General features: G+C 32.9%; 24 protein-coding genes. 12 read left to right on the forward strand and 12 right to left on the reverse strand.

Annotated elements, in window-relative coordinates:
* Window positions 1-4: 4 nt before the first annotated feature.
* Window positions 5-1651 (reverse strand): arginine--tRNA ligase, encoded by a 1647-nt coding sequence (argS, locus tag ACTCAF_RS00740; RefSeq protein WP_463061387.1) that lies wholly within the window; start codon window positions 1649-1651, stop codon window positions 5-7.
* A 146-nt stretch (window positions 1652-1797) separates the two neighbouring features.
* Here argS and ACTCAF_RS00745 point away from each other — a divergent pair, with 146 nt between their 5' ends.
* The 12 genes from ACTCAF_RS00745 to ACTCAF_RS00800 are packed head-to-tail and all read left to right on the forward strand — an operon-like array spanning window position 1798 to window position 14134.
* Window positions 1798-3438 carry an Rcat domain-containing protein gene (locus tag ACTCAF_RS00745; protein WP_463061388.1) on the forward strand — a complete coding sequence of 547 codons (1641 nt, stop codon included), beginning with the start codon at window positions 1798-1800 and terminating at the stop codon, window positions 3436-3438.
* Window positions 3428-4459 carry a DUF4388 domain-containing protein gene (locus ACTCAF_RS00750; protein WP_463061389.1) on the forward strand — a complete coding sequence of 344 codons (1032 nt, stop codon included), beginning with the start codon at window positions 3428-3430 and terminating at the stop codon, window positions 4457-4459. Before ACTCAF_RS00745 ends, ACTCAF_RS00750 begins: the two co-directional genes overlap by 11 nt.
* A complete protein-coding gene (locus tag ACTCAF_RS00755; RefSeq protein WP_463061390.1) occupies window positions 4456-5103 on the forward strand; it encodes a response regulator in 648 nt (215 codons plus the stop codon). The genes ACTCAF_RS00750 and ACTCAF_RS00755 overlap by 4 nt, the downstream gene beginning before the upstream one ends.
* Window positions 5087-5311, forward strand: a complete 225-nt coding sequence (locus ACTCAF_RS00760; RefSeq protein ID WP_463061391.1) for a hypothetical protein — start codon at window positions 5087-5089, stop codon at window positions 5309-5311. Before ACTCAF_RS00755 ends, ACTCAF_RS00760 begins: the two co-directional genes overlap by 17 nt.
* Complete coding sequence (ftsE, locus tag ACTCAF_RS00765) at window positions 5295-5963, forward strand: cell division ATP-binding protein FtsE (RefSeq protein WP_463061392.1); 669 nt, start codon at window positions 5295-5297, stop codon at window positions 5961-5963. The genes ACTCAF_RS00760 and ftsE overlap by 17 nt, the downstream gene beginning before the upstream one ends.
* The gene (locus tag ACTCAF_RS00770) at window positions 5956-6849 is read left to right on the forward strand and encodes a cell division protein FtsX (RefSeq protein WP_463061393.1); all 894 of its coding nucleotides are present in this window, start codon (window positions 5956-5958) and stop codon (window positions 6847-6849) included. The genes ftsE and ACTCAF_RS00770 overlap by 8 nt, the downstream gene beginning before the upstream one ends.
* Window positions 6842-8002, forward strand: a complete 1161-nt coding sequence (locus ACTCAF_RS00775; RefSeq protein WP_463061394.1) for a murein hydrolase activator EnvC family protein — start codon at window positions 6842-6844, stop codon at window positions 8000-8002. Before ACTCAF_RS00770 ends, ACTCAF_RS00775 begins: the two co-directional genes overlap by 8 nt.
* Window position 8003: 1 nt before the next feature.
* Window positions 8004-9305 carry a S41 family peptidase gene (locus ACTCAF_RS00780; protein ID WP_463061395.1) on the forward strand — a complete coding sequence of 434 codons (1302 nt, stop codon included), beginning with the start codon at window positions 8004-8006 and terminating at the stop codon, window positions 9303-9305.
* Entirely contained in the window at window positions 9286-10443 is a 1158-nt protein-coding gene (locus tag ACTCAF_RS00785; protein ID WP_463061396.1) for a divergent polysaccharide deacetylase family protein, read from the forward strand. The genes ACTCAF_RS00780 and ACTCAF_RS00785 overlap by 20 nt, the downstream gene beginning before the upstream one ends.
* The gene (tsaD, locus tag ACTCAF_RS00790) at window positions 10440-11426 is read left to right on the forward strand and encodes a tRNA (adenosine(37)-N6)-threonylcarbamoyltransferase complex transferase subunit TsaD (protein WP_463061397.1); all 987 of its coding nucleotides are present in this window, start codon (window positions 10440-10442) and stop codon (window positions 11424-11426) included. The genes ACTCAF_RS00785 and tsaD overlap by 4 nt, the downstream gene beginning before the upstream one ends.
* Window positions 11404-12378 (forward strand): tRNA dihydrouridine synthase, encoded by a 975-nt coding sequence (locus ACTCAF_RS00795; protein ID WP_463061398.1) that lies wholly within the window; start codon window positions 11404-11406, stop codon window positions 12376-12378. Before tsaD ends, ACTCAF_RS00795 begins: the two co-directional genes overlap by 23 nt.
* A gap of 34 nt (window positions 12379-12412) precedes the next feature.
* Window positions 12413-14134 (forward strand): oxygen-binding di-iron domain-containing protein, encoded by a 1722-nt coding sequence (locus ACTCAF_RS00800; protein ID WP_463061399.1) that lies wholly within the window; start codon window positions 12413-12415, stop codon window positions 14132-14134.
* Here ACTCAF_RS00800 and ACTCAF_RS00805 read toward each other — a convergent pair.
* The 11 genes from ACTCAF_RS00805 to ACTCAF_RS00855 all read right to left on the reverse strand — a co-directional run bounded on the left by ACTCAF_RS00805 (window position 14121) and on the right by ACTCAF_RS00855 (window position 22602).
* Entirely contained in the window at window positions 14121-14939 is an 819-nt protein-coding gene (locus ACTCAF_RS00805) for an MBL fold metallo-hydrolase (RefSeq protein WP_463061400.1), read from the reverse strand. The genes ACTCAF_RS00800 and ACTCAF_RS00805 overlap by 14 nt on opposite strands.
* The gene (glnA, locus tag ACTCAF_RS00810; protein ID WP_463061401.1) at window positions 14932-16347 is read right to left on the reverse strand and encodes a type I glutamate--ammonia ligase; all 1416 of its coding nucleotides are present in this window, start codon (window positions 16345-16347) and stop codon (window positions 14932-14934) included. The genes ACTCAF_RS00805 and glnA overlap by 8 nt, the downstream gene beginning before the upstream one ends.
* A 28-nt stretch (window positions 16348-16375) precedes the next feature.
* Window positions 16376-16714, reverse strand: a complete 339-nt coding sequence (locus ACTCAF_RS00815; RefSeq protein ID WP_463061402.1) for a P-II family nitrogen regulator — start codon at window positions 16712-16714, stop codon at window positions 16376-16378.
* A gap of 121 nt (window positions 16715-16835) precedes the next feature.
* On the reverse strand, window positions 16836-17486 hold the full coding sequence (locus ACTCAF_RS00820) for a hypothetical protein (protein WP_463061403.1): 651 nt from the start codon (window positions 17484-17486) through the stop codon (window positions 16836-16838).
* A gap of 11 nt (window positions 17487-17497) precedes the next feature.
* Window positions 17498-18448 carry an MlaD family protein gene (locus tag ACTCAF_RS00825; RefSeq protein ID WP_463061404.1) on the reverse strand — a complete coding sequence of 317 codons (951 nt, stop codon included), beginning with the start codon at window positions 18446-18448 and terminating at the stop codon, window positions 17498-17500.
* Between the two features lie 14 nt (window positions 18449-18462).
* Window positions 18463-18969, reverse strand: coding sequence for a hypothetical protein (locus tag ACTCAF_RS00830; protein ID WP_463061405.1), 507 nt, complete (start codon window positions 18967-18969; stop codon window positions 18463-18465).
* Window positions 18966-19745 carry an ABC transporter permease gene (locus ACTCAF_RS00835; RefSeq protein WP_463061406.1) on the reverse strand — a complete coding sequence of 260 codons (780 nt, stop codon included), beginning with the start codon at window positions 19743-19745 and terminating at the stop codon, window positions 18966-18968. The genes ACTCAF_RS00830 and ACTCAF_RS00835 overlap by 4 nt, the downstream gene beginning before the upstream one ends.
* Before the next feature lie 155 nt (window positions 19746-19900).
* Complete coding sequence (locus ACTCAF_RS00840) at window positions 19901-20638, reverse strand: dienelactone hydrolase family protein (protein WP_463061407.1); 738 nt, start codon at window positions 20636-20638, stop codon at window positions 19901-19903.
* Between the two features lie 504 nt (window positions 20639-21142).
* Window positions 21143-21937, reverse strand: coding sequence for a DUF4384 domain-containing protein (locus tag ACTCAF_RS00845; protein WP_463061408.1), 795 nt, complete (start codon window positions 21935-21937; stop codon window positions 21143-21145).
* Window positions 21937-22230, reverse strand: coding sequence for a hypothetical protein (locus tag ACTCAF_RS00850; protein WP_463061409.1), 294 nt, complete (start codon window positions 22228-22230; stop codon window positions 21937-21939). Before ACTCAF_RS00850 ends, ACTCAF_RS00845 begins: the two co-directional genes overlap by 1 nt.
* 18 nt (window positions 22231-22248) lie before the next feature.
* On the reverse strand, window positions 22249-22602 hold the full coding sequence (locus ACTCAF_RS00855) for a caspase family protein (protein WP_463061410.1): 354 nt from the start codon (window positions 22600-22602) through the stop codon (window positions 22249-22251).
* Window positions 22603-22848: the final 246 nt, after the last annotated feature.

Genomic DNA, 22848 nt, shown 5'->3' on the forward strand with positions numbered 1-22848 from the left:
CCTTCTACATCCTTTCAGGAGCATCAACACCGATAAGATTCAGTGCAAATTTTATAACCTCTTTCACAGCAAGACAAAGAGTTACTCTTGCAGATGTTACCTCAATATCATCTTCATTTAAAATTTGATTGTTTTTGTAATAATTATGAAACAATGCCGCCAGATCCTGAAGATAATAAGGTATCCTGTGCGGTTCTCTCAGGTTTGCAGCAGTCTCAAGTACTGACTTGAATTCGTATAATTTTTTAATCAATGCCATGTCCTGCTCAAGGTTAAGTTTCTCAAGATATTTTCCGACAAAAAACTTTACCCCTTTTTCTTCGGCATTTCTTAAAATTGAACACACCCTCGCATGGGCGTATTGGACATAATATACAGGATTGTCAGATGATTTGCTTAATGCCAAATCTATATCAAACTCAAATTGAGAATTAATGTCCCTCATAATATAAAAATACCTTGCTGCGTCACTACCTACTTTATCAAGTAGCCATCTAAGCTCAACAAATGTCCCGGCGCGGGTCGACATAGATATCTTTTCGCCACCCTCTACCAAACCAACCATCTGAACAAGCTTAATTTCAAGCATATCTTCATTAAATCCAAGTGCACTTACGGACGATTTCAGCCTTTTAACATATCCATGATGATCTGCACCCCAGACATTTATCAAATAGTCAAATCCCCTTCTGATTTTATTCCTGTGGTAAGCTATATCCGAAGCAAAATATGTCAGCTCGCCGCTGCCTCTTTTCAAAACTCTGTCTTTGTCGTCCCCATATTCCGTCGATTTAAACCACAACGCACCGTCATGTTCATAAACTTTTTCTTTGTTTTGAAGCTCAGTCAGAGTATCATCGACTTCACCACTTTGATACAAAGACTTTTCACTAAACCAGTTGTCAAAAGTAACACGGAAATCTTCCAGATCTTTTCTTATAGTCTCAAGTATCTGCTCCACCCCGATTCTGAAACACAGATTTATCGCCTCTTCTTCTTTCATTCCCAGTAAACTATCACCGTATCTATTTTTTATATCCTTTGCGATATCAATAATATATTCACCTTTGTAGCCATCCTGCGGAAATTCATAATTGACCCCTGACAGTTCAAGGTATCTGCTGTAAATACTAAGAGCGAGATTATTCATCTGATTTCCGGCGTCATTAATATAATATTCCTTCTGAACATCAAACCCGCAGGCAGACAACAATCTTGCAAGACTATCACCGTATGCAGCGCCTCTGCCATGTCCTATATGCAAAGGACCGGTAGGATTTGCGCTGACAAATTCCACCTGCACTTTTTTACCACTACCAATATCCGACATTAAATTATTTTGGTTTTCAATAATTTTTAATAAAAAATCATAAAAAAAGCTTTTTGAAACAAAAAAGTTTATAAAGCCCGGACCTGCCACTTCTATTTTCTCAAAAAAAGAATCTCCAATTTTCAACTTAATTTCTTCAGCAATTGCTCTGGGAGATTTTTTTAACATTGAGGCAAGTTTCATGGCTACATTTGTAGCAAAGTCCCCATTTTTAGAGTCCTTGGGTACTTCAACATCAAATGTAAGTTCTGATAATAATTCTTTATTGTCAACAAGTTTATAAAGAGTTTCGTTTATTTTTTTTCTTATTAAATTTTCCATAACACCTCCATTTGTCTGCTACCATATAATTGATATAGCTGTTTATGTAAAGAGTGAAATACACTATTTTTGACAAACTTTCTTACCATTTGCAAAAATAAAAAAACTTTAGTTGCAAAATAACATTTATAGTGTAAAATGTTTATATGAAAATCAAAATAATATTTTCTGTTTTAGCTTTCACTATTGTTTCATCCTTGGCAAATGCTTATGAATTTTACAGCAATAATTTTGTCGCTCAGTATCAAAAAACTATCAAAAATCCAACAGAAGAGAATTTAAATTCTTTATACAAAGCCTTTATAATAAACAAGGGGATTAGTGACAAAACTGTGGCATACGGCCTTGTCGAGGCACTAATTAATCAGCCGGAGAAGATAAATGATAAAACTATATCTGCTGTAATAAACTTTAACAAGGAAAACGCCAGTAAGATAAAGGCAATTTTATCCCAAAGCTTTGTTAACAAAATTTTAGGATTTTATTTGTTTTTTGATAAATTTTCGATCTTTGTTATCTTAAAATATGTTTCTTCAATTTTTATATTTCTTACAATGCTTTATCTGTTGTTTAAAAATTACTATATATTTTTTCACAGTCACAAATTTAAAGGATTTTTTATTGGAGTATCAAAGCTTTTAGCTTTCATTGTTATAGTAATAGTTTGCTCGGTAATCTTTAACAACCATATGTTTGCAATTTTAGGAGGTTTCTGTATTTTATTGCTTGCTCCTGAAAAAATTAATTTTAAAATGCCTATAATAATAGCTACAATCGTCTTTGTTTTGATTAATTCAGTAGATTATCTGCAATCTCCATCTTCAAAATCTCAATACATCAATATTGTTAACAAGCCAGTTTCAAAGGAGTACCTTATTTCAATAGCCGAAAAAAATGACAGCCCAATGGCAAAAATAATTGCAGCAATAAAATATCCTGAGCTTATAACCTCTTATAAAAATATTTCATTCAACCCTAAAGACAGGTTTGAAGCAGGCAACTATGCTGTTTATCTGCTGATGACAGAAGACATAGATAAATTTAACAAAATAGCAAAAGAGTATAATCTGCTTGAAGACCCTATAATTCTTATAAATGTTGCATCATTGTTTTCAAAAAACTTCAAGTATGAAGAATACGAAGAAACCATAAAAAATCTTTATACATTCTACCCTGAATACCATAAATTACTGCAAACTTTTCAAATAAACTTAAATTCATATGTTTTTTTACCATATTTTACAGAAATATATAAAGTCCGTACAAAACTGTACCTTGATTACGTGAACATTATAGTTTTTTCAATACTTTTAATAATAGGACTTGTTACTAACAATATATTATCAAAGTTCAGATTTTTCAGGTGTACACAATGCGGTGAAAGCTTTTGTGTAAAGTGTGATGATGGATACCTGCATAACAATGTATGCGAAAAGTGCAGAATATTGTCACACAAAATTGCCAAAGCCGATGCTGTTACACTTGTAAAAAAACAGTTTCAGGTCGAAAGATACAGACAAAATAAAAATTATAAAAATATAATTCTTACATTTGTTGCCCCTGGAGCTGACAGACTACTAAACAATCAGCCAATTGCCGGGATATTGATGGTTTTGATTCATTCAATCTTTATTTTTATTGTCACTTTCAGAGGGTTATTTTTTATAAGCCCAGAAAATATAGGTTTTCACCTTGTCATAAAATATTTGTACTACATCTATGGAGCATTTTTCATAATTGCTTACATACTAAATATTTTTGTAAAAAGGGATTTTGATGGCGTTTAAAGGAAATATAAAAGAGTTTAGCCTTATTGATGTTATACAACTTATCTGCCAATCGTCCAAAACCGGCATATTGCAGGTAGAAACAGATAATTTTAATGCAAAAGTTTTCATCAAGGAAGGGAAGCTCATCGATGTAAAAGCTGATACAGAAACATTCGATTTTAAACTTGGTAATTATCTTGTTTCAAGAGGAATAATTTCTGAAAATGATCTTGAAGTTTATCTGGAAAAACAGAAAAAAATGCCAATCAGACTTGGCCAACTCCTAATAGACGATAATGTTGTCACAAATGAAACTTTAAAAAAGCTATACACAGAGCACATTAAGTCAAACTTTGAAAAAATACTTGCGCTGGAAAAAGGTAAGTATGAATTCGTCCCATCGGTGGTTGAATATAACACTGACGAAGTAATGCCTATAAGTATAGACTCAATTCTCCTTGATACGCTTAAAAATATTGATGAAATAAAATTGTTTAAAACTAAAATCAAAAGTTTGAGTCTCATATACAAAAAGGTTGAAAAAGATTTATACATTGCAGTTGACAATAAAGTAACCAGCAAAGATGAGCCTGTAGTTGTGAAAAAAAATCGTGTATTTTTCAACTCAGATGCGCAAATTGTTTTTAACTTTATAGATGGGCATAATACTATTCAAAAAATTATTTCCAAATCCGCCCTTGATGAGTTTTACATTCTTAAAATAATTTATCTTCTAATAGAAAATAATCTAATTGAACTTAGCACCACTGAAAAGGAAACTGTCCAATCAAAAAAGATTAATTTAGTAAATGTATTGGTCGGGCTTGTATCATTTGCCATTCTTGTGACTTTAACCTTTTTTGTCTCAAAGAAACTGCTATCTGTAAAACTTACATACAATGCAAAGTTTATTGAATATCAAAAAGAAAGAATGAATGAATACAAAAGCGAACTAATCAGCATTTCAAACATCTATCATAACAATAATAACTACAAAGACCTAAAACTTTTCTACCAAAATGAAAGGGTATTCAAATGAGCAAAAAGCATATACATATTATTGAAGACTCAGAATTAACAATTTATACAATAAAAAATGCTCTCGAAGGGGAATACATAATCTCGTACAGCGCAAATTCTTCCGAGTTTTACAGGACGTTCAAATCTGGAATTTTGCCGGACTTATACATAATAGATTTAAATCTGCCCGATATAGACGGCACTGAAATTTTGCTTCAACTAAAAGAAATAAAAGTCCCCAAAATAGTATATTCAGCCCAGACAAACCCTGAAGTTATTGAAAAATGTTTTGAACTGGGTGCCTATGATTTTTTCAAAAAACCCACACCTATCAAGGAAATGAAAACCAAAATCTTTAAAGTTCTTCAATATCATGAAATGATTTCAAACAATAAGAATGTTAATATTGATGAGGTTAAAGGAACTATTGCTCACTTTTTCGGACAACCACTGACTGCAATAGGCGCCGAAATCTACATTCTTAAAAAAGAACTCGCTGAATCAGATGATTCTACCGCATATACATCCTTGCTGAGGCTCGAAAAGGCATACGATATTCTGGTAAAATATTATCACGCATTTAAGAATATTGACTCTTCAAAAAAACTGCCTTATTTGAATGAAAAAAATATATTGGATCTGCTGAATGAACAGAAGTTTTAATTCTAACATAAGATACAATGGCAAAATATATCATATACAAACTGAAATTTACTCGGATAAAGTTGTCACACAGATTTTTGACGGTGGAAAAATAATAAACTCAATAAAATCACCTTTCGTGGACTTTAAAACCACTGTCAGTCAACATAAAAAAGTGGAGCAGGCCGTACTTAAAGGAAATTTCTTAAAAGATGATAAAACTTTTTAATGTATCTGTTTCATTCTATGGGGAAAAAAAAGCATTAGACAACGTAAGTCTTAAAATTGACAAAGGGGAATTTGTCTATATTACCGGAGCAAGCGGTGCCGGGAAGTCAACAATGTTAAGACTTATATACGCAGACCTTCTGCCGACACGTGGTGTTGTTTTAATAGCAAATAAAGATATTACTAATATCACCCCCAAAAGTATTCCGTATCTTAGAAGAAACATCGGAGTAATATTTCAAGATTTCAAATTGCTTGAAGAAAAAACTGTTTTTGATAATATATTTATGACTCTTGAAATATTCTACATTAAGCCTGAACAAATTGAAAACAGAATTTTCTCCATACTTAGAAGGTTAGGACTATTCAGCAGAAGAGATACTATAGTAAAAAAATTATCCGGTGGAGAAAAACAAAGGGTAGCTATTGCAAGAGCACTTATTAATGAACCATCAATTATCCTCGCAGATGAACCAACCGGAAACCTCGATCCGGAACGCGGAGAAGACATAATAAAGCTATTACAGGATATTGCCAACCAGGGGAATACAGTTTTGGTTGCAACTCACGACAAGGCGCTTATTGAAAAAATGCCGGCAAGAACAATTTACCTTAAAAATGGCAAAGTAGAGGCTGACACAAAAAATGAGTAAATTTTCCTACCTTTTCAATAGAAGTATTAAATTTTATAAACTGAATTTTAAAACTTCAATAGTTTCTTTTCTCACTCTTACCACAATATTTTTCATATATCAGTTTATTTTTACCATAGGCTATTCAACAAATTCTTTTTTTAAAAATCTCTCTTCAGTCCAAAATGTAAGAGTTTACCTTAAAACTGACGATACTGAAAAAATAAACGAATTCATTAAAAATATTAAGAACTTAAACTCAGTTGAAGATATTATATATTACACACCGGAAGACTCCTACAAATATCTGAAGAATAATACTCAAAATCTAAAATATTTGGAAAACATATCAAAGGACTTTTTCCCATCGTTTATAGAAATAAAGCTAAAAGACAACTTCAAAGACCTAATTTTTATAAATCAGATCAAAACAGAAATTAACAAGTTTGAAATAGTAGACAAGGCATCATTTGGTGAACAGTGGGTTTTAAAATTTGCATCCATAAAGTACTCCCTGCAAATATTTATATTCATTGTAACAATATTGCTTTCGATATCAATCGCATTTATTACAATAAATGTAATCAACCTGAATCTCTACAAGTTTAAAGAAGAAATTAAAATTTACAGCCTTGTTGGCGCTACAAGAACATTTATAATCGTTCCGTTTCTTTTTGCATCTGTTATTGAATTTATCCTGAGCTTTGCCATATCTGTTCTTATAAATTTTTCAATCTTTTTTGGAATTAATGACTATATATTATCTTCGCTGAACATAAACTTTATCAAATTACCAAATATTTATATATATTCTGCCATGGCAGTCTATTTTTTTCTAATAAATGTGATCGCTGCTTTTTACATCTCTTTAAAATTTTTAAAAAAGGCAAGCAGAATAAATGATTAGATGGATTTGCATTTTATTCTTGATTCTTACAAAAATTGCTTTTTCAAACGTTATTGACGATTACGCAACATATGAAAAATATATAAACCAACTGCAGGAAGACATAAAAAAACAAAACAAATTCTTAAAAGAAATAGATAATTCCAGAAAAAATTTGTTGTCAAAAATACAGGCAGTGCAAAAAAAGGTCTCTGCCCAGGAAGAAACGGTAAAAATTACTACCTTGAGCATAAAAAAATTAAATGAGCAAATTAAACAAATTGATGAAAAAATAAACATACTCAATGCTGATATTGACAGACTCTCTTTACAGATTAAAAATTTTAATATCTATCTAATTGATAACAGAGATATCGCTTCAATCAAAGTTCTTTTATTTTCCAAAGATTTTTATACACTTCTCAAAAATATGGAAATTATCGAGCAGATAAATTCCAATCTCAAAGAAAAAATCGATCAGGTAAACAGGAAAAAAAACGAAATCAGTGAACTAAAAAATGAGCTGGATTTAAGGAATAACGCTCTTCTTCGCATTCTAAATCTAAAAGAAACTACACTAAACGACTTAAAAAATGAAAAGTTAAAACTGGAGCAACTTGTAAAAATATTAAACGAAGATGAAGAAGGTAAAAAAGAATATATTAAACTATTAAATAAGAAGTACTCTGAACTTCAGGAAAAATTAAAACAAATAAGGCCACAAATTGAAAAAGAAGGTGGAGAAAAATTAGCCTCAAGCAACTTTTTTAAATCTCAGGGTAAAATCCCATGGCCTGCCACAGGAGAAGTCATAGAACATTACGGGCCCAAAAAGATTAATGACTTCAACGGTGAGATTTTCATTAAGGGTATAAAAATCAGGATAAAAGATGAAGGGTATATCAGGGCAGTTTTTGATGGTATTGTAAAATATATCGATTGGGTAAGAGGTTATGGAAATATTATTATTGTAAAACACGATGAATTCTTCTATACACTTTATGCGAATCTCGACGAAATTTTTGTAAGTATTGACCAGAAGGTAAAAATGAATGAAAAAATTGGTATTATAGATGTTGACGTAAAAGATATAACACCATATCTTTACTTTGAAATTAGAAAGCAGGATAAAGCAGTTGACCCGGAAAAATGGTTGGCTGCAAACGGAGGTTAAAATGATTAAAAGAAAGGTGTTAGCTTTGTTTTTCAGCCTTATTGCAATGGTGGGTTTTGTTTTGGGCGCCCTTACGATTAAAATATCAGATGTATATGCAAAAAGTGAAAGCCGGTATCAGCAGCTTGAAAATTTTTCAGATGCCCTGAACATTATCGACAAATATTACGTAGAAAAAGTTGAGCTGAAAGACCTTATAAATGGAGCAATCCAAGGTATGCTTCAAAATCTTGACCCTCATTCAAGCTATATGGACAAGGAAACATACAAAGAGTTTAAAGTGGAAACAAAAGGGGAATTTGGCGGATTGGGTATTACAATAGGGATGAGAGACAAAATCCTGACTGTAATTTCACCGATTGAGGACACACCGGCAGACAAGGCTGGAATAAAAGCAGGCGACAAAATAATAAAAATTGATGATAAGTCTACTGCAAATATCACCCTTGATGAAGCGGTAAAAAAACTGAGGGGAAAGCCCGGCACAAATGTTAAAATAACAATTTTGAGAGATGGAGTTGAAAAACCATTTGACGTCACCATCACAAGAGCAATTATAAAAATTCAGGCTGTCAAAAGCAAGATGATTGATGACATAGCTTATATCAGACTTACAAACTTTAAAGAAGATGCTTCCAGGGAAATAATGGATGCTCTTAAAAAACTTTCAAAAAATAATTACAAAGGGATTATTCTTGATTTGAGAAACAACCCCGGAGGTCTGTTAACCGAAGCTGTAAATGTGGCCAACCTTTTCCTTGATTCAGGAAAGACTGTTGTCTTTACCAAAGATAGAGATGGAAAGGAAAATCACCTTAAAACTTCGATGTTTGCTGACTTTGATGACTCAACTCCTCTTGTCGTTCTGATTAATGAAGGCAGTGCTTCAGCATCAGAGATTGTTGCCGGCGCTCTTCAAGACTATAGACGAGCAGTAATAATCGGGCAAACAAGCTTTGGGAAAGCTTCAGTCCAAACTATAATTCCATTATCTGACGGGTCGGCAATAAAGCTTACTACGGCCAGATACTACACACCAAAAGGAAGATCCATTCAGGGTGTTGGTATAAAACCCGATATAGAAATAAGTGCAGGTAAAATTGTTTTGACAAAGTCGCACTTTTCCCTGAAGGAAAGCGATCTTGAAAATCACCTTGTAGGTGAACAGGAAAAAATAATGGATAACTCCACAAAAAGTGAAGAAGATGCAGATAAACCGGAAGATATCAATAATGACATACAATTAAAGTCTGCTGTCGATGTATTAAAAGGTCTTATCATATATGGCAAGAAAAGCAACTAAACCCAAAAAAAATAAACGAAAAAATATATCAAAAATTCCGCCGGGGCTAATTGTCGGCGGAGTTTTTTTTCTTATAATACTTATCATTATTTTTTCAGTTGTAAATCTCAAAGTCAACAGCCTAAAGTCTGAGGTTGTGCAGCTAAACAATTATCAAAATGAAATCAGTTCGGCAGAAAACATAATAAAAATTGTGTTGTTTGATTATGAGTTAGATAAAGAACACTTAAAAAAATATTCCAAAAACAATATTACAACATTTGAAATATCAATACCGGAAGACAAAATTTACAGTATAAAACAAAGCTTAATTTCAAGACTTTCCAATAAAGGTTATGCACACCGTAATAGTTTATCATTTTACAAAGATAACAATCTTATTTTTAATATAAATATTGTATCTTTTGAGGAAATTAAAGACAAAGTTGACAAAAACCCTGTCAATGTTGAAAATCTTATCAATAAAGAGATAAAACACAAAATAGCACTTATCCTTGATGATGCCGGCAACAGTCTTGAACTTGCAGAAGAAGTTTTAAGCCTCCCCTATCCTGTAACTTTATCGGTAATCCCATTTACCAGATATGACAGAGAAACTTCTGAACTGGTAAGAAAAAATAACAAAGAGCTGTTTTTGCACCTGCCTATGGAACCAAAGTCTTATCCTGAAACTGACCCGGGAAAAGGCGCTATTCTTTTAAACACACCTGAGTCATTAATCGAAATCATTATCAAAAAAGATGTTGAAAGGCTTGGTAAAATTGATGGAGCAAATAACCACATGGGCTCCGCCCTCACGGAAAGCAGGACAAAAATGCAACAGGTTTTGAAATATCTTAAAATATATACTGATACTTTTGTAGACAGTCATACTTCCAAAAATACTGTTGCTTATGATATATGTAAAAAATATTTACCTAATTGCGGTATTAATAATGTATTTATTGATAATTCTGACGACCCCGAATACATCAAAAACAAAATCAACAAGGGGATTAATCTTCTTGAAAAAAATAAAAATGTTATTATGATTGGCCACCTAAGACCAAATACGGTTAAAGTATTAAAATCATATCTCCCGGAGCTTGAAAAAAAGGGGATAAAATTTTCTACTGTAAGAGAGGTATTAAATAATTGATAACACTTGGTATCGAAACTTCATGTGATGAAACTTCTGCTGCTGTTATAAAAAATGGATCCGAAATACTGGCTTCCAAAATATTCTCACAGGCAGACATACATAAAAAATTCGGTGGTGTAGTACCTGAGGTTGCTTCAAGAAACCATGCATTAAAAATACATTCTGTTGTAGCTGAAGTTATTGAAAATGCTAAAGTTAGCTTGAATGACATTGACCTGATAGGTGTTACAAACTCACCAGGACTTATAGGAGCGCTGTTTGTGGGTGTATCATTTGCAAAAGGCTTAAGTTATGCACTAAAAAAACCTCTTATCCCTGTAAATCACCTTACTGCCCATATACTTTCAGGAGAGATTGAAAATAAAGAGCTTACTCCGCCCTATGCTGCTCTTGTGATTTCAGGGGGGCATACACACCTGTTTTTAGTTTCCACATCATACAACTTCAATTTGATTTCCAAAACAATCGATGATGCTGTCGGAGAGTCATTTGACAAGGTGGCAAAAACCCTTGGACTTAATTATCCAGGTGGCCCGGAAATTGAAAAAAACGCACTCAGGGGAGATGAAAATAAAATTAATTTCCCTATAGCAATAAAAAATAAACTGGATTTCAGTTTCAGTGGCCTTAAGACCGCAGTTATAACTGCATTTAAAAGTGATCATTATCTTCCTGAAGATATATGCGCATCTTTCCAAAAAACAGCAGTTGACACACTTATCCATAAAGTAAGGCTTGCCCAAAAAAAATTTAGATTTTCCAAACTTGTAGTTGCAGGTGGTGTGGCATGCAATGGTTATTTAAGACAGAGATTTAAGGATGAGCTAAAGAACATTAACGTATTTTTTCCTTCAAAGGTTTTATGTACAGACAACGGCATAATGGTAGCTTACACGGCCTTCAAATTCTTTAACAAGAGAATATTCATGGACTATAACTCAAGAGTTTTTGACAGGGATGAACGTATCAAACTATTCTAAAGAAGCTTTTTATAAAGAAATTTTATCGAAAAATGATCTTGTGGCTGCACCAATGGCAGGTGTGACCAATATCCCTTTTCGAAAAATAATCAGAAAATTTTTTGACGGTTTAATTTTTACAGAGATGGTGTCTACCGAAGGGGTATCAAGAAATATACAAAAGTCCATAAAACTTGCCAGAATAACAGATTTTGACAAACCTGTTATAATTCAACTTTTTGGTAAAAACCCTGAAACTTACAGTGAAGCCGTAAAAATCCTTGAAGATAATTTTGACGCACAAGGTTATGACATAAATGCAGGCTGTCCGGTAAAAAAGGTTTTAAAATCAGGCTCAGGCGCCTATCATCTCAAAGATTTAAAAAATCTTGCTTCTATTATTGGCGCTCTTAGAAAAGCTACTGATAAACCAATTTCCCTAAAAACAAGGCTTGGGTTTGAAAAGGATAATTTTGTTCACAAAGAAATCGTTAAAATCTGCCATGATGAGGGTGTAAACGCATTAATAATCCACGGCAGGACAAAGGCAGAGCTTTTTTCCGGGGAAATACATTATGACAAAATTAGTGAAATAGTAAGTCTTTCAAAAATCCCTGTTATAGGAAATGGTAACGTTACAGATTACGAAAGTTACAAAAGAATGAAACAAACAGGTGTGGATGGGGTAATGATTGGCAGAAAAATGATGAAATCCCCATGGATATTCAAATCAATAAAATCTTTTCCTGAAAAATACGAGCCAGACAAAAAAGAATGTATGGAGCTCGTTCTGGAAATTGCTGAATATGAAAAAGGGTATAGAGGGGAAAAATACTACCTTGATATTGTCAAAAAATTTGCTGTCTGGTTTTCCAAAGGCTTTGAAGACTCCGGTGAATTCAGAAAAAAAGTCTATGATGCAAAGTCTGAAAAAGAATTTTACTTTATATTAAATGATTTTTATTCAAAATAATTGCTCCAATCAAATATATCTGCTATAATAGCACATGGAAGCGGATTTTAACAAACCTGTGGAAATTGCTGAAGATACTTATTGGGTTGGTCATAATCTTGAAGGTGACCCTTTCCAGTGTCACGTATATCTCATAGTAAACGGAAAAGAATCTATTTTAATAGATCCTGGCTCAAAACTAACATTCAAGGAAACGCTCAACAAAATAGAACAAATTATCCCTTTTTCAAACATAAAATATATTATATGTCACCATCAAGACCCTGATATAACAGGCGCACTTTACATAATTGATGAAATATTAAACAGAGATGATGCAATAATAATTTCCCACTGGAGAGCAATCGCACTTTTAAAACATTATGGACTAAGAATTCCATTCTTATGCGTTGAAAAAAATCAGTGGAAATTAAAAACAGAAAATAAAAGCCTTGAATTCATATTTACTCCGTATTGCCATTTTCCCGGAGCTTTTTGCACATATGATAATAATACAAAAGTTTTATTTTCCAGTGACCTTTTTGGTGGATTTACCGATAAATGGAGTTTATACGCTAAAGATATAAATTATTTCGACTCAATTGCAGCTTTCCATGAACATTATATGCCTACAAGAGAAGTATTGTTAAACTCTCTATACAAGATTGAAAAATATGAAATTGAAATGATTGCCCCTCAACATGGTTCAATTATCAAAAAAGAACTTATAAAACCGATTCTGGCAAAATTGAAAAATCTTGACTGCGGTCTGTTTTTGCTATCTCAAACAAACTCTGAAGTAAAAAGATTAATAAAGCTTAATTCATACCTTTCAGGGCTACTTCAGACAATGGCTACTTACAAGACATTTTCAGAGTTAGTCAAATACATTTCATCTGAGATTACAAATCTACTTGGAGCAAAAGAGATTACATTTTACACAATTTTTAACAATAAATACTTTACTTTCAGTGAAAACAGACTCATCTGGGATGAAGTTGACAATATAGACAACAAGCTCAATATGTTAGTAAAATTTAAAAGTGAGTTTAAGGAAGATAATCTGGTTATTCAAGGAAAGTATTTATATCTCAATATTTTTGATAATGACGACAAACTTTACGGGATAATTAAGGTCAAAATCTGCAAAAATTCCGATATCAATGATGAGGTAAAAAATATCCTCAATAAAACTGCAGAACTTTTTAGTGTAGCCCTTGAAAGAGAATTTATAAGAATAAATCTGGAAAAAGAAAAACACAAATATTATAACCTCTCTACAAAAGATCAATTAACATGGTGTCATACAAGACATTACCTTTCTGAAATGGTCAAAAGGGTGTTTGCACTTCATGACAGAGGTAAAATCGACTCAGTTTCATTAACTATGATAGATATTGATGACTTTAAATGGGTAAATGATACTTTTGGCCACGATATTGGTGATATTGTTTTGCAAGAAATAGGCAATGCACTTTTAACTCATACAAGGGAAGGGGATGTAGTAACGCGGTTTGGTGGCGAAGAATTTTCTATTCTGTGTATTAACGAAAATGAAAACTCTTTAAAAAATCTCGCTGAAAGAATCAGAAGTGCTATTGAAAATACAAAATGGAGCAAACCTCTTGATAAAGTAAAAATTACAGCAAGTTTTGGAATAGCTTTCAGGAAAAAGAATGAGACCTATGAATCACTTCTAAGGCACGCTGATACAATGCTTTATAAATCCAAAAAATCTGGCAAAAACTGCGTCAGTATTGATATTACACAATCTTAAATTTTAGACCAACTTTTGAAAAATAAATTTTTTCTTTTAACATTTCTTTCAATATGTAGTAAGCATCCACACCTGTACAATGCCCCGTAATGACTTTTGTTATACCTGAATTATTAAGCAAATTTGCAATCCTTGAAACTTCTTCAGTTTTCGAACGAAAAAGGTGAAATCCACCAATTAAAGCATATATATTAACGTCACCAAATTTTTTTCTTGCATCAATAAGAATATTTTCAATACCGCAATGGGAGCACCCCGTAAAAATAACCAACCCTTTGTCTGTTTTAATACCAAGATATTGTTCATCAGGGAAAAAATCTTTTACATATCCGGATAAAGTTTTCATAAAAAGGTTTTCATCTGCATCAAAATCTACATATCGAGGCACTGAGCCTGACAGATAAACATTATTAGCAACTTCCGTAAAATCTTCATTCAAAATAAATTTGATATTTTCCATTTTTAAAATATTTTTATCCAAACCTATATAGTCAAAAGCATCATCTCTTCGTCTTAAGTGCTCTGAAAAAACATTTTTATGGGTATATATGTTCAAATCAATATTTTGAAAATTTAAAAATCCGTTGGCTTGGTCATAATGCCCGTGGCTTAATACTGCAAAATCAATTTTTTTATCCTTAATCAAACCAAAATTATTTTTTATGGCAGGCCCTTGCCCAGAATCAAACAGAATATTTACGTCGTTATATCTTATTAGGCAGGAAAACCCATGCTCACTAACAAGCATGGGTTTGTCAACATAATTGTCACATAAAATAGTTATTTCAAGACTGCTCTTATGCATCAAAATAGAGTTTAAATTCGTATGGGTGTACCCTTGTATTGACAGGTTTACACTCATTTTCCCTCTTATAGGTAATCCAGGTTGATATAACGTCCTCTGTAAATACATCACCTTTGAGTAAGAACTCATGGTCTTTTTCAAGCTCATTAAGCGCCTCATCAAGACTTCCAGGCATTTGAGGAATGTTTGAAAGTTCAATTGGATCAAGGTCATAAAGGTTTTTGTCCATTGGCTCACCTGGATCAATTTTATTTTCTATACCGTCAAGACCTGCCATAAGCATTGCAGTAAAAGCAAGATAAGGGTTGCAAGATGGGTCCGGGAATCTTACCTCTACTCTCTTTGCCTTTGGAGAATTGCTGTACATTGGTATTCTTAACGCTGCACTTCTATTCCTTGAAGAATATGCAAGATTCACAGGGGCTTCATAACCTGGAACAAGCCTTTTATATGAGTTTGTACCTGGATTGGTAAATGCAGCAATTGCCCTTGCATGTTTTATAATACCACCGATATAGTAGAGAGCAAGTTCACTAAGGCCGGCATACTCATCACCTGCAAAAAGCGGTTTACCATCTTTCCATAGTGACTGATGGCAGTGCATTCCACTTCCGTTATCGCCAAACATAGGCTTTGGCATAAAAGTTACAGTTTTACCATGCATTCTGGCAACATTTTTTACAACATATTTATAAAGCTGCATATTATCAGCCTGTTCTACCATTGGTGCATATTTCACATCAATTTCACATTGCCCGCCAGTTGCAACTTCATGGTGATGAGCTTCTACGGTAATCCCAAGCTGCTCCATTATCAAGCACATTTCAGCTCTTAAATCCATCAAAGTATCGTGTGGTGGTACAGGGAAGTATCCTTCCTTATGTCTGATTTTGTAGCCAAGATTTTGTCCATCCTGTTTGCTTCCGGTATTCCACTCACCTTCAGCGCTGTCAAAGAAGAAAAAACCGCTGTTTGAAGTATAACCATATCTTACATTATCAAAAACAAAAAATTCTGCTTCAGGTCCAAAAAATGCAGTATCTGCAATTCCTGTCCCTTTCATGTAATTGATTGCCTTTTTAGCTATATGCCTTGGGTCTCTTGTATAAGGCTCCTTGGTAATAGGATCATAAACATTACAAATCAATATAAGGGTAGGTGCAGCAGAAAAAGGGTCTATCTTTGCAGTAGCAGGGTCAGGGAGCAATATCATATCACTGTTGTTGATCGCCTGCCACCCTCTGATACTTGAACCATCAAAACCCATTCCGTCTTCAAAAGTATCCAAAGTAAGCTCGTGGGCAGGATAGCTGCAATGTTGCCATAATCCGATAAAGTCCATAAACCTTAGGTCGACAAATTTAATATCCTTCTCTTCAACAAGTTTTAAAATCTCTTTAGGTGTCATAAGTCCTCCTGTTTTTTTAATATATTTTTTAAAGAGCGTTTTCTCCCAACTCGCCTGTTCTTATTCTTATAACCTGTTCAACAGGCAATACAAAAATTTTGCCATCTCCTATTCTTCCGGTTTTTGCGGCATCCATAATTACCTTTACAGCATCTTCAACCAATTCATCCGGCAAAACCAACTCGATTTTAATCTTAGGTATAAAATCGATAACATATTCAGCACCTCTATAAAGCTCAGTATGCCCTTTCTGACGGCCAAATCCCTTTACCTCAGATATCGTAATCCCTTTTATACCAAGCTCAGTCAATTTTTCCTTAACGTCGTCAAGTTTGAATGGTTTGATTAAAGCCTCAATTTTCTTCATAATTCCTCCATTTATTGTTCTAAATTTATATCAAAATATATGCCAAATTTTTCCATTATTTTCACTATCATATTCAACAAATTTTCCATAATGCTGCCTATATTTTAATCACTACAGTTTATTATTTAATCATAAGAATACTCTCAAGATTTTTAACTCTAATTTCATCTTTATCCGTATTTTTACCCAGTTTGTTCATTATTTTTATTTTTATCAATAAATCCCTATAAATATTGAGTGTCCAGCCATTAAATCTGTCTATCTGATAGGCTTCATCAATCAACATTAGCCCTGTTTCATTCATCAACAATGCCGCTTCATTTCTCAAAACCCTGCTAACGAAATATTCGGGAAACTCAGCAAATTTTTCTTTAATATTATTGTAATTATTCTGTTTTATGATTTTCAAATACTTCTGATAATATTCAGGCAATTTAGTTATTTCATATTCTTTCCCTTCAACAAAATTTAAAAAATTGTCCTCCTCACTACATCTTCCATTTTCTGCAAAAAATCGTGCATCTTCGAGAGCTTTGGTGTCTTTATACTCCTCATTCAATAAAAACCTGGACACATAAATCCTGCTCAGATTGCAAAAATCATCATTTCTCTGAAATATATTCACTGCCTTGTCAAAATACACAGATGAAACACGATTTCCTTTAAGATAATTATCTATGTACTTTTCGTATAAAGACTCCCCTTCCTGATATTCAGGGGATATTTTTTTTGAGCTGCACGAGAACAAAAATACTGTTATTATCAAAATCATAAATGTTTGCTTCATGGTAATTTCAATTTCCTTACTTCTTCTTCATTCTTAGAATCAAAGGGCCATTTCCCTTTTAAATTCAAAATCAAATCATTGGTATTGGACAAAATATAATCAGCCTCGTTTCGGATTTTGCTAATATTATCGGTAGCTTCCCCTATGTCGCTTGTAATCTTGTTAACATTTGCCAGAATCGGGTCAATTTCAGATACGCTGTTATTAATATTTTCAATCAGTTTTTTTGAAACACCTACCAGCGTATTGATGCCATTAACATCAACCTCATCTATTTTGCGATTTACTGAATTAGTTGTTTTTATAGTATTATCAGCTATTTTGTCTATCTTCAACTGCAAGTTGTAAACGTTGTCCAACAATTTTACAGTTTCATTTTTCAAGTAATCACTTCTTAACAGGTATCCAAGCGAACCCTCTTTGTTTACAAGATCGCTGCCAAGGCTTTCAAGACCCTTCATAAAAGTATTAAATGACCCTTTCTCATCTGCTACTCTATCAGTTATTACCCTTATATTTTCTACAATAATTTTCAAGTCATCCATGACAGGTTTAGCTTTCTCAATAATCTCATCAAGCCCTTTATCTTTTTTAAGTAAAAATTCATATCCATCTTTCACCTGTTGACCAGTCCCGCCCTCAAAAACAACCGATGATGAACCAATAAAATTTTGAGCCACAAGTTTAGCCACTGAATCTTCTCTGACCCATTTTACATAATCTTCAGGAATATTTATTTTCATTATTACTTCACCAGTATCCTTCAGATCCACAGAGTCAACTCTTGCTATCTGAAATCCAGAAAATAGGACAGGCATACCTTTTTTTATTCCATCACCGGAAGGCGCTTTTACAAAAACATGAATCTTTTTTGTAAAGACTTTTTTATTAATACCTACAAGCACACCGGTAGCAATAATAATAAATATGGCAGCCAGTATAAACAAACCAACTTTAAACTCTAAATTTTTAAACCTTGGGTCAGCCAATTTTTATAATCCTCAATTGTATTGTATTCAAAGCCATCATAAATATTTTTATATCTATTATACTCCATAAAAAGCACATTGTCACTTTTTTCTGCCTTTAAAAAACTAACAACACTTTTTTTTTCCTCGAGAGTTAAATCGTAAATCTCATTTATTACAACTATTTTGTCAAAACCTGACAGATACCCCTGCAAGAATCTTACAACAAAATTTTCATATTTACTCAATTCATTCTGCCTAAAGTGAATCTTTGTATCCATGTTAAATTGTTTTAATAATGATGCAACTTTATCATAATATTTGTCCAATTTTTCACCTGTATGGTAACAAACTGGCAAAACAATATTTTCAAAAACAGATAGGTTGCTTATCAGAGGAAATATTTTGTTTACAACCGCAATGCGAACATTTTTCAATGCCAAAATATCATAAATTATTTCTTTGTCATTAATTTTATTATCTATCCAACATATATTCATATCAAAAATCCGGTTATTTCCACAAATATAATTCCATAAAAAAGTCTCATCATCCCCTTTAACAATGCCACAGGAATCTCAGTATTTGCATTTTTAACACTTTTGGAAGTATATATTGGAATGGCCATTAGTAAAAATCCAAAAAATGTTGATTTATATAAAAAGCAAAATATATCAGTAAGATTTACATAGTCCAGGATAATATTGGTAATATATGCGAAATCCGCACCTGTCTGAATGCTCAGTAAAAAATATCCACCTGCCAAAGAAAAAAAGGTAAAAAATGTTGATAAACATACCATAGAAATAAGGCCTGCCATAACTCTTGGGACATATAAATAATCTGTCAGGTCTACTTTATACATCTTCAGCGTCCTTGTTTCGCCTGTAATATTCATTACCGCAATCTCTGCACCAACTGCAGTAGAGGAGCGAAGAGCAAGCATAATCACCGAAATCAATGGTGCAAGCTCCCTTATTATCAACACAGACAATACCTGCCCTATTTCCTGATAAGCATTTAATTTTATAAGAAACTGGGTCAAAAATCCTACAAACACAAACCCCATGAAAAGGGAAATGATGGAAAAAACCGATAAAATTTGAACGCCAGTAAAATATATTTGTCTAAAAAAAACAAGTTTTACTGTCGGATTAAACATATTCATTTTCAAAATATTTCTAATCAAAAAAGAAGAAAATCCGATAAATTCAACAATCGTTTTAGAAGATTCAACAAAAAATTTTCCTGCTTTTATGCAAACATTAACAAACATCCATTTATCCAATATTATTTAATGATAATGACTTTTTTAATAATAACATATTTTATTTGATAAAGTAATGATTTTGTTAGGTGAATTTAAAAAGAAACAATTTGTTGTGGTTTATAGTTTAAAAAAAGCGTGCAAATAAATGCACGCTATGAAAATTATTTATTAAACACCTCTTTAAGGTATTCTGTAAATCTTTTCCAGGATTTTTTATCTGCATCTTCTCTATACCTGTCGCTTCCAAAAACTGTAAATGCATGAGGTGCACCACTATATGTAATCATTTCATGTTTTACTTTGTTAGCCTCAAGCTCTTTCACAAGGTTTGCAAAATCTTCAATTTTGACTGACGCATCTGCACTTCCGTGAAAAACGAGCATTTCACCTTTAACATTGGAATAATCCTGGCCTTCAGGTGTTGCAAGCCCTCCATGAAATGGCACAAATGCTTTTAAGCTGGCACCACTTCTTGCAAATTCAAGGATTGTAGTCCCGCCAAAACAATAACCCATTCCAATCGCATTTTTAACATTTGCATTCAAAGAAACAGCTTTGTCATAAGCGGCATACAAAATGCCTCTCATTTTATTTCTGTCTTTGTATAATGCACCTGTAAGTGCCCTTTTTTCATCTACTGTAACAGGCTTCACACCTTTTCCAAACATATCAATTACAAACACAGAATACCCAAGCTCGTTTAGCATTTCAGTTCTCTTGATTTCGTAATCAGTTATACCATCCCAATCATGCACCATAAAAACAAGCGGGGAATCAGCTTTTACTCTGGAATAATATCCTTCATACTCTGCCCCCTGATAGTTATAAATCACAAAGTCACCTGCGATGCCGATTCCTGAAAATACAAAAAAGATTATGATAAATTTTATCAGCTTCATATAAGCCTCCTTTCACTAAAGCATACTACACAAATATGATTTATCTATAAAAAATCAATAGCTTTTTAAAAAATCGCTTATTATTAATGTATTTTCTTTTGTAACTTTTACGTCACATTTTCTTGCTGCTGAATGTCAAATTATAATGGGCAGTCCGGTTCTTTCAAAATGAAATTTATACAGCTTAAATGTAAAAACATTAAAATTAGACTATTGAGCACCAGGAAGATATTTTTATTTTATTTTGCAAAAACTTTGTAACTAAACTTTACTGTTTTTAATGGAAAATAACACAATAAGTAAAATATTATGGTAGTTACAGATGAAGCTATACATTTTTGATAATAGCAATGAAATAAACAAACAATAATGTTAAAAAAACATTTTAAATAACAGTATAATTTATTATAATTACCTAAATAAACGGAAAATTGGATGAAAATTCAACCTGTTGCAAAATTTGCAACAGTTCAAATTGAAGGTAAGCGAAAAGTCAAAAATACCTTATTTCTCAAAAACCTGATACGGCAATATGACTTCCTGCACTTTGTCAGCAATTTTGCTATATTTATTGTAAAACTCCGTAAATGTTAGCTCCTCAGCATATCCATATAACAAATTAAAATTTACAGTCTTATCATCGGTAGCTGCAATCAAAAATGCTTCACTATCCTGACTATGACCATCAAACGTTGACATTTCAAGGTCATATATTGCACCTTTTTCAGGAAACAAAAATTCTTCGCCTTTTGTCAACATTTTTTCCCTGTGATAAGTGTTTGGGTAGAGCATTACAACTTTGTCATTTGCCATAAGATTAAATATCGCAAATTGTGCGTCTTTTCGTGCCTTTATTTTTATAAATGCTTTATCCCCCTTTATGAATGTTATCTTGTTTAATTTTGCCTCAAGCCCAACATCAACCAACTTTTCAGGCACCATAACTTCAGCTTCTATCCTTACCCTATATTCAGGTATAGGGACGGCAGATTCCTCTGACCTGTATTCACCAAGAGGCAACCACTCCTTCTTTTCGCTTACAATATACCCGGATGTAAATGTCTTAATCAAATCTACAGCCAATTTACCATTTGTGACAATTGTATTTGCTGCCACCTTTATACCGCTTGCCTTTTCAATAGCATCTGCCCTCGCCCTTTGAAGTGCGGTAAGCCTTGCCTGCTTCGCAGTAATACCTATAATCGCACATGAACCTTCCCCTACTACCTTTGTTACCATACCGGCAAAACCGCTTTTCATAACAAACAGGGTAAAAATTATAAATACAAATCTTTTCATTATTTCAGCACCACAAGTACATCAGAAGGGTTGCCATCAGTTTGTGGAGTTTGTTCAACACCATGCTGTTTCCTTGCCTCGTAAGGGACATTGTCTTTTAAGTAATTTGCCATTTCAGCCACTGTAATCTTTTTATCTCCATTACCATCAGCATTACCCTGCAAACCTTTTAGAAACCAATATGTAAACATTGAGTGCTCTTTTTCAGGATACCATGTGGACACATGATTTACCAATGAGCTTGTAAAAAGCATCGCCTGCTTTGGCTTTTGATATTCAGATTTTACTTTCAAGGCTCCGGGGCTTATATTTTAAAATAACATCCCCTTCGCAGAGTCACCCGAAAAACATGCATCAATTACAATCGTAATCTTTTTGGCTCCTATCTTTGCAAGATTATCATAAAATTGCTGCAATTTATATCCGCTTGTAGAAATATATTGAGGGTCACCATCAACAGGTACAAAGTAAGCATCGTTAGTATTCAAATCAGGTGCCCCATGACCTACATAATAAACAAAAACATTTGAAACACCGGGTTTTACATAGTTTTTAAGCTGGCTTCTATTTGATGTATTTGTACCAAAAATTTGGTTAAATTTGGAAAGTGTCGCATCCTCTACAAAAATAATATTCCCTTCCATGAAACCAAATGTCTTGATCAAATGTTTTTTACAGCAAGTGCATCATTTTTGGCAAAGTCAACTTTAGGAATATACTTGTAATCAGAATTACCTATTACAACCGCCACATCGTATCTGTCAGCTTTTTGCAGCCCTTCGGGTATATTTTTTCTTTCAATATCTGTTGTATAAGATACCCCCTTTTGTCAAGACTTTTTTTCATAGATTTTAATTTTCCTTCATTCATGCTGTTTCACTCAGTAAAGTGTCTTCTTTTAACATACCCTG

It is taken from the genome of Deferrivibrio sp., from assembly GCF_055117995.1.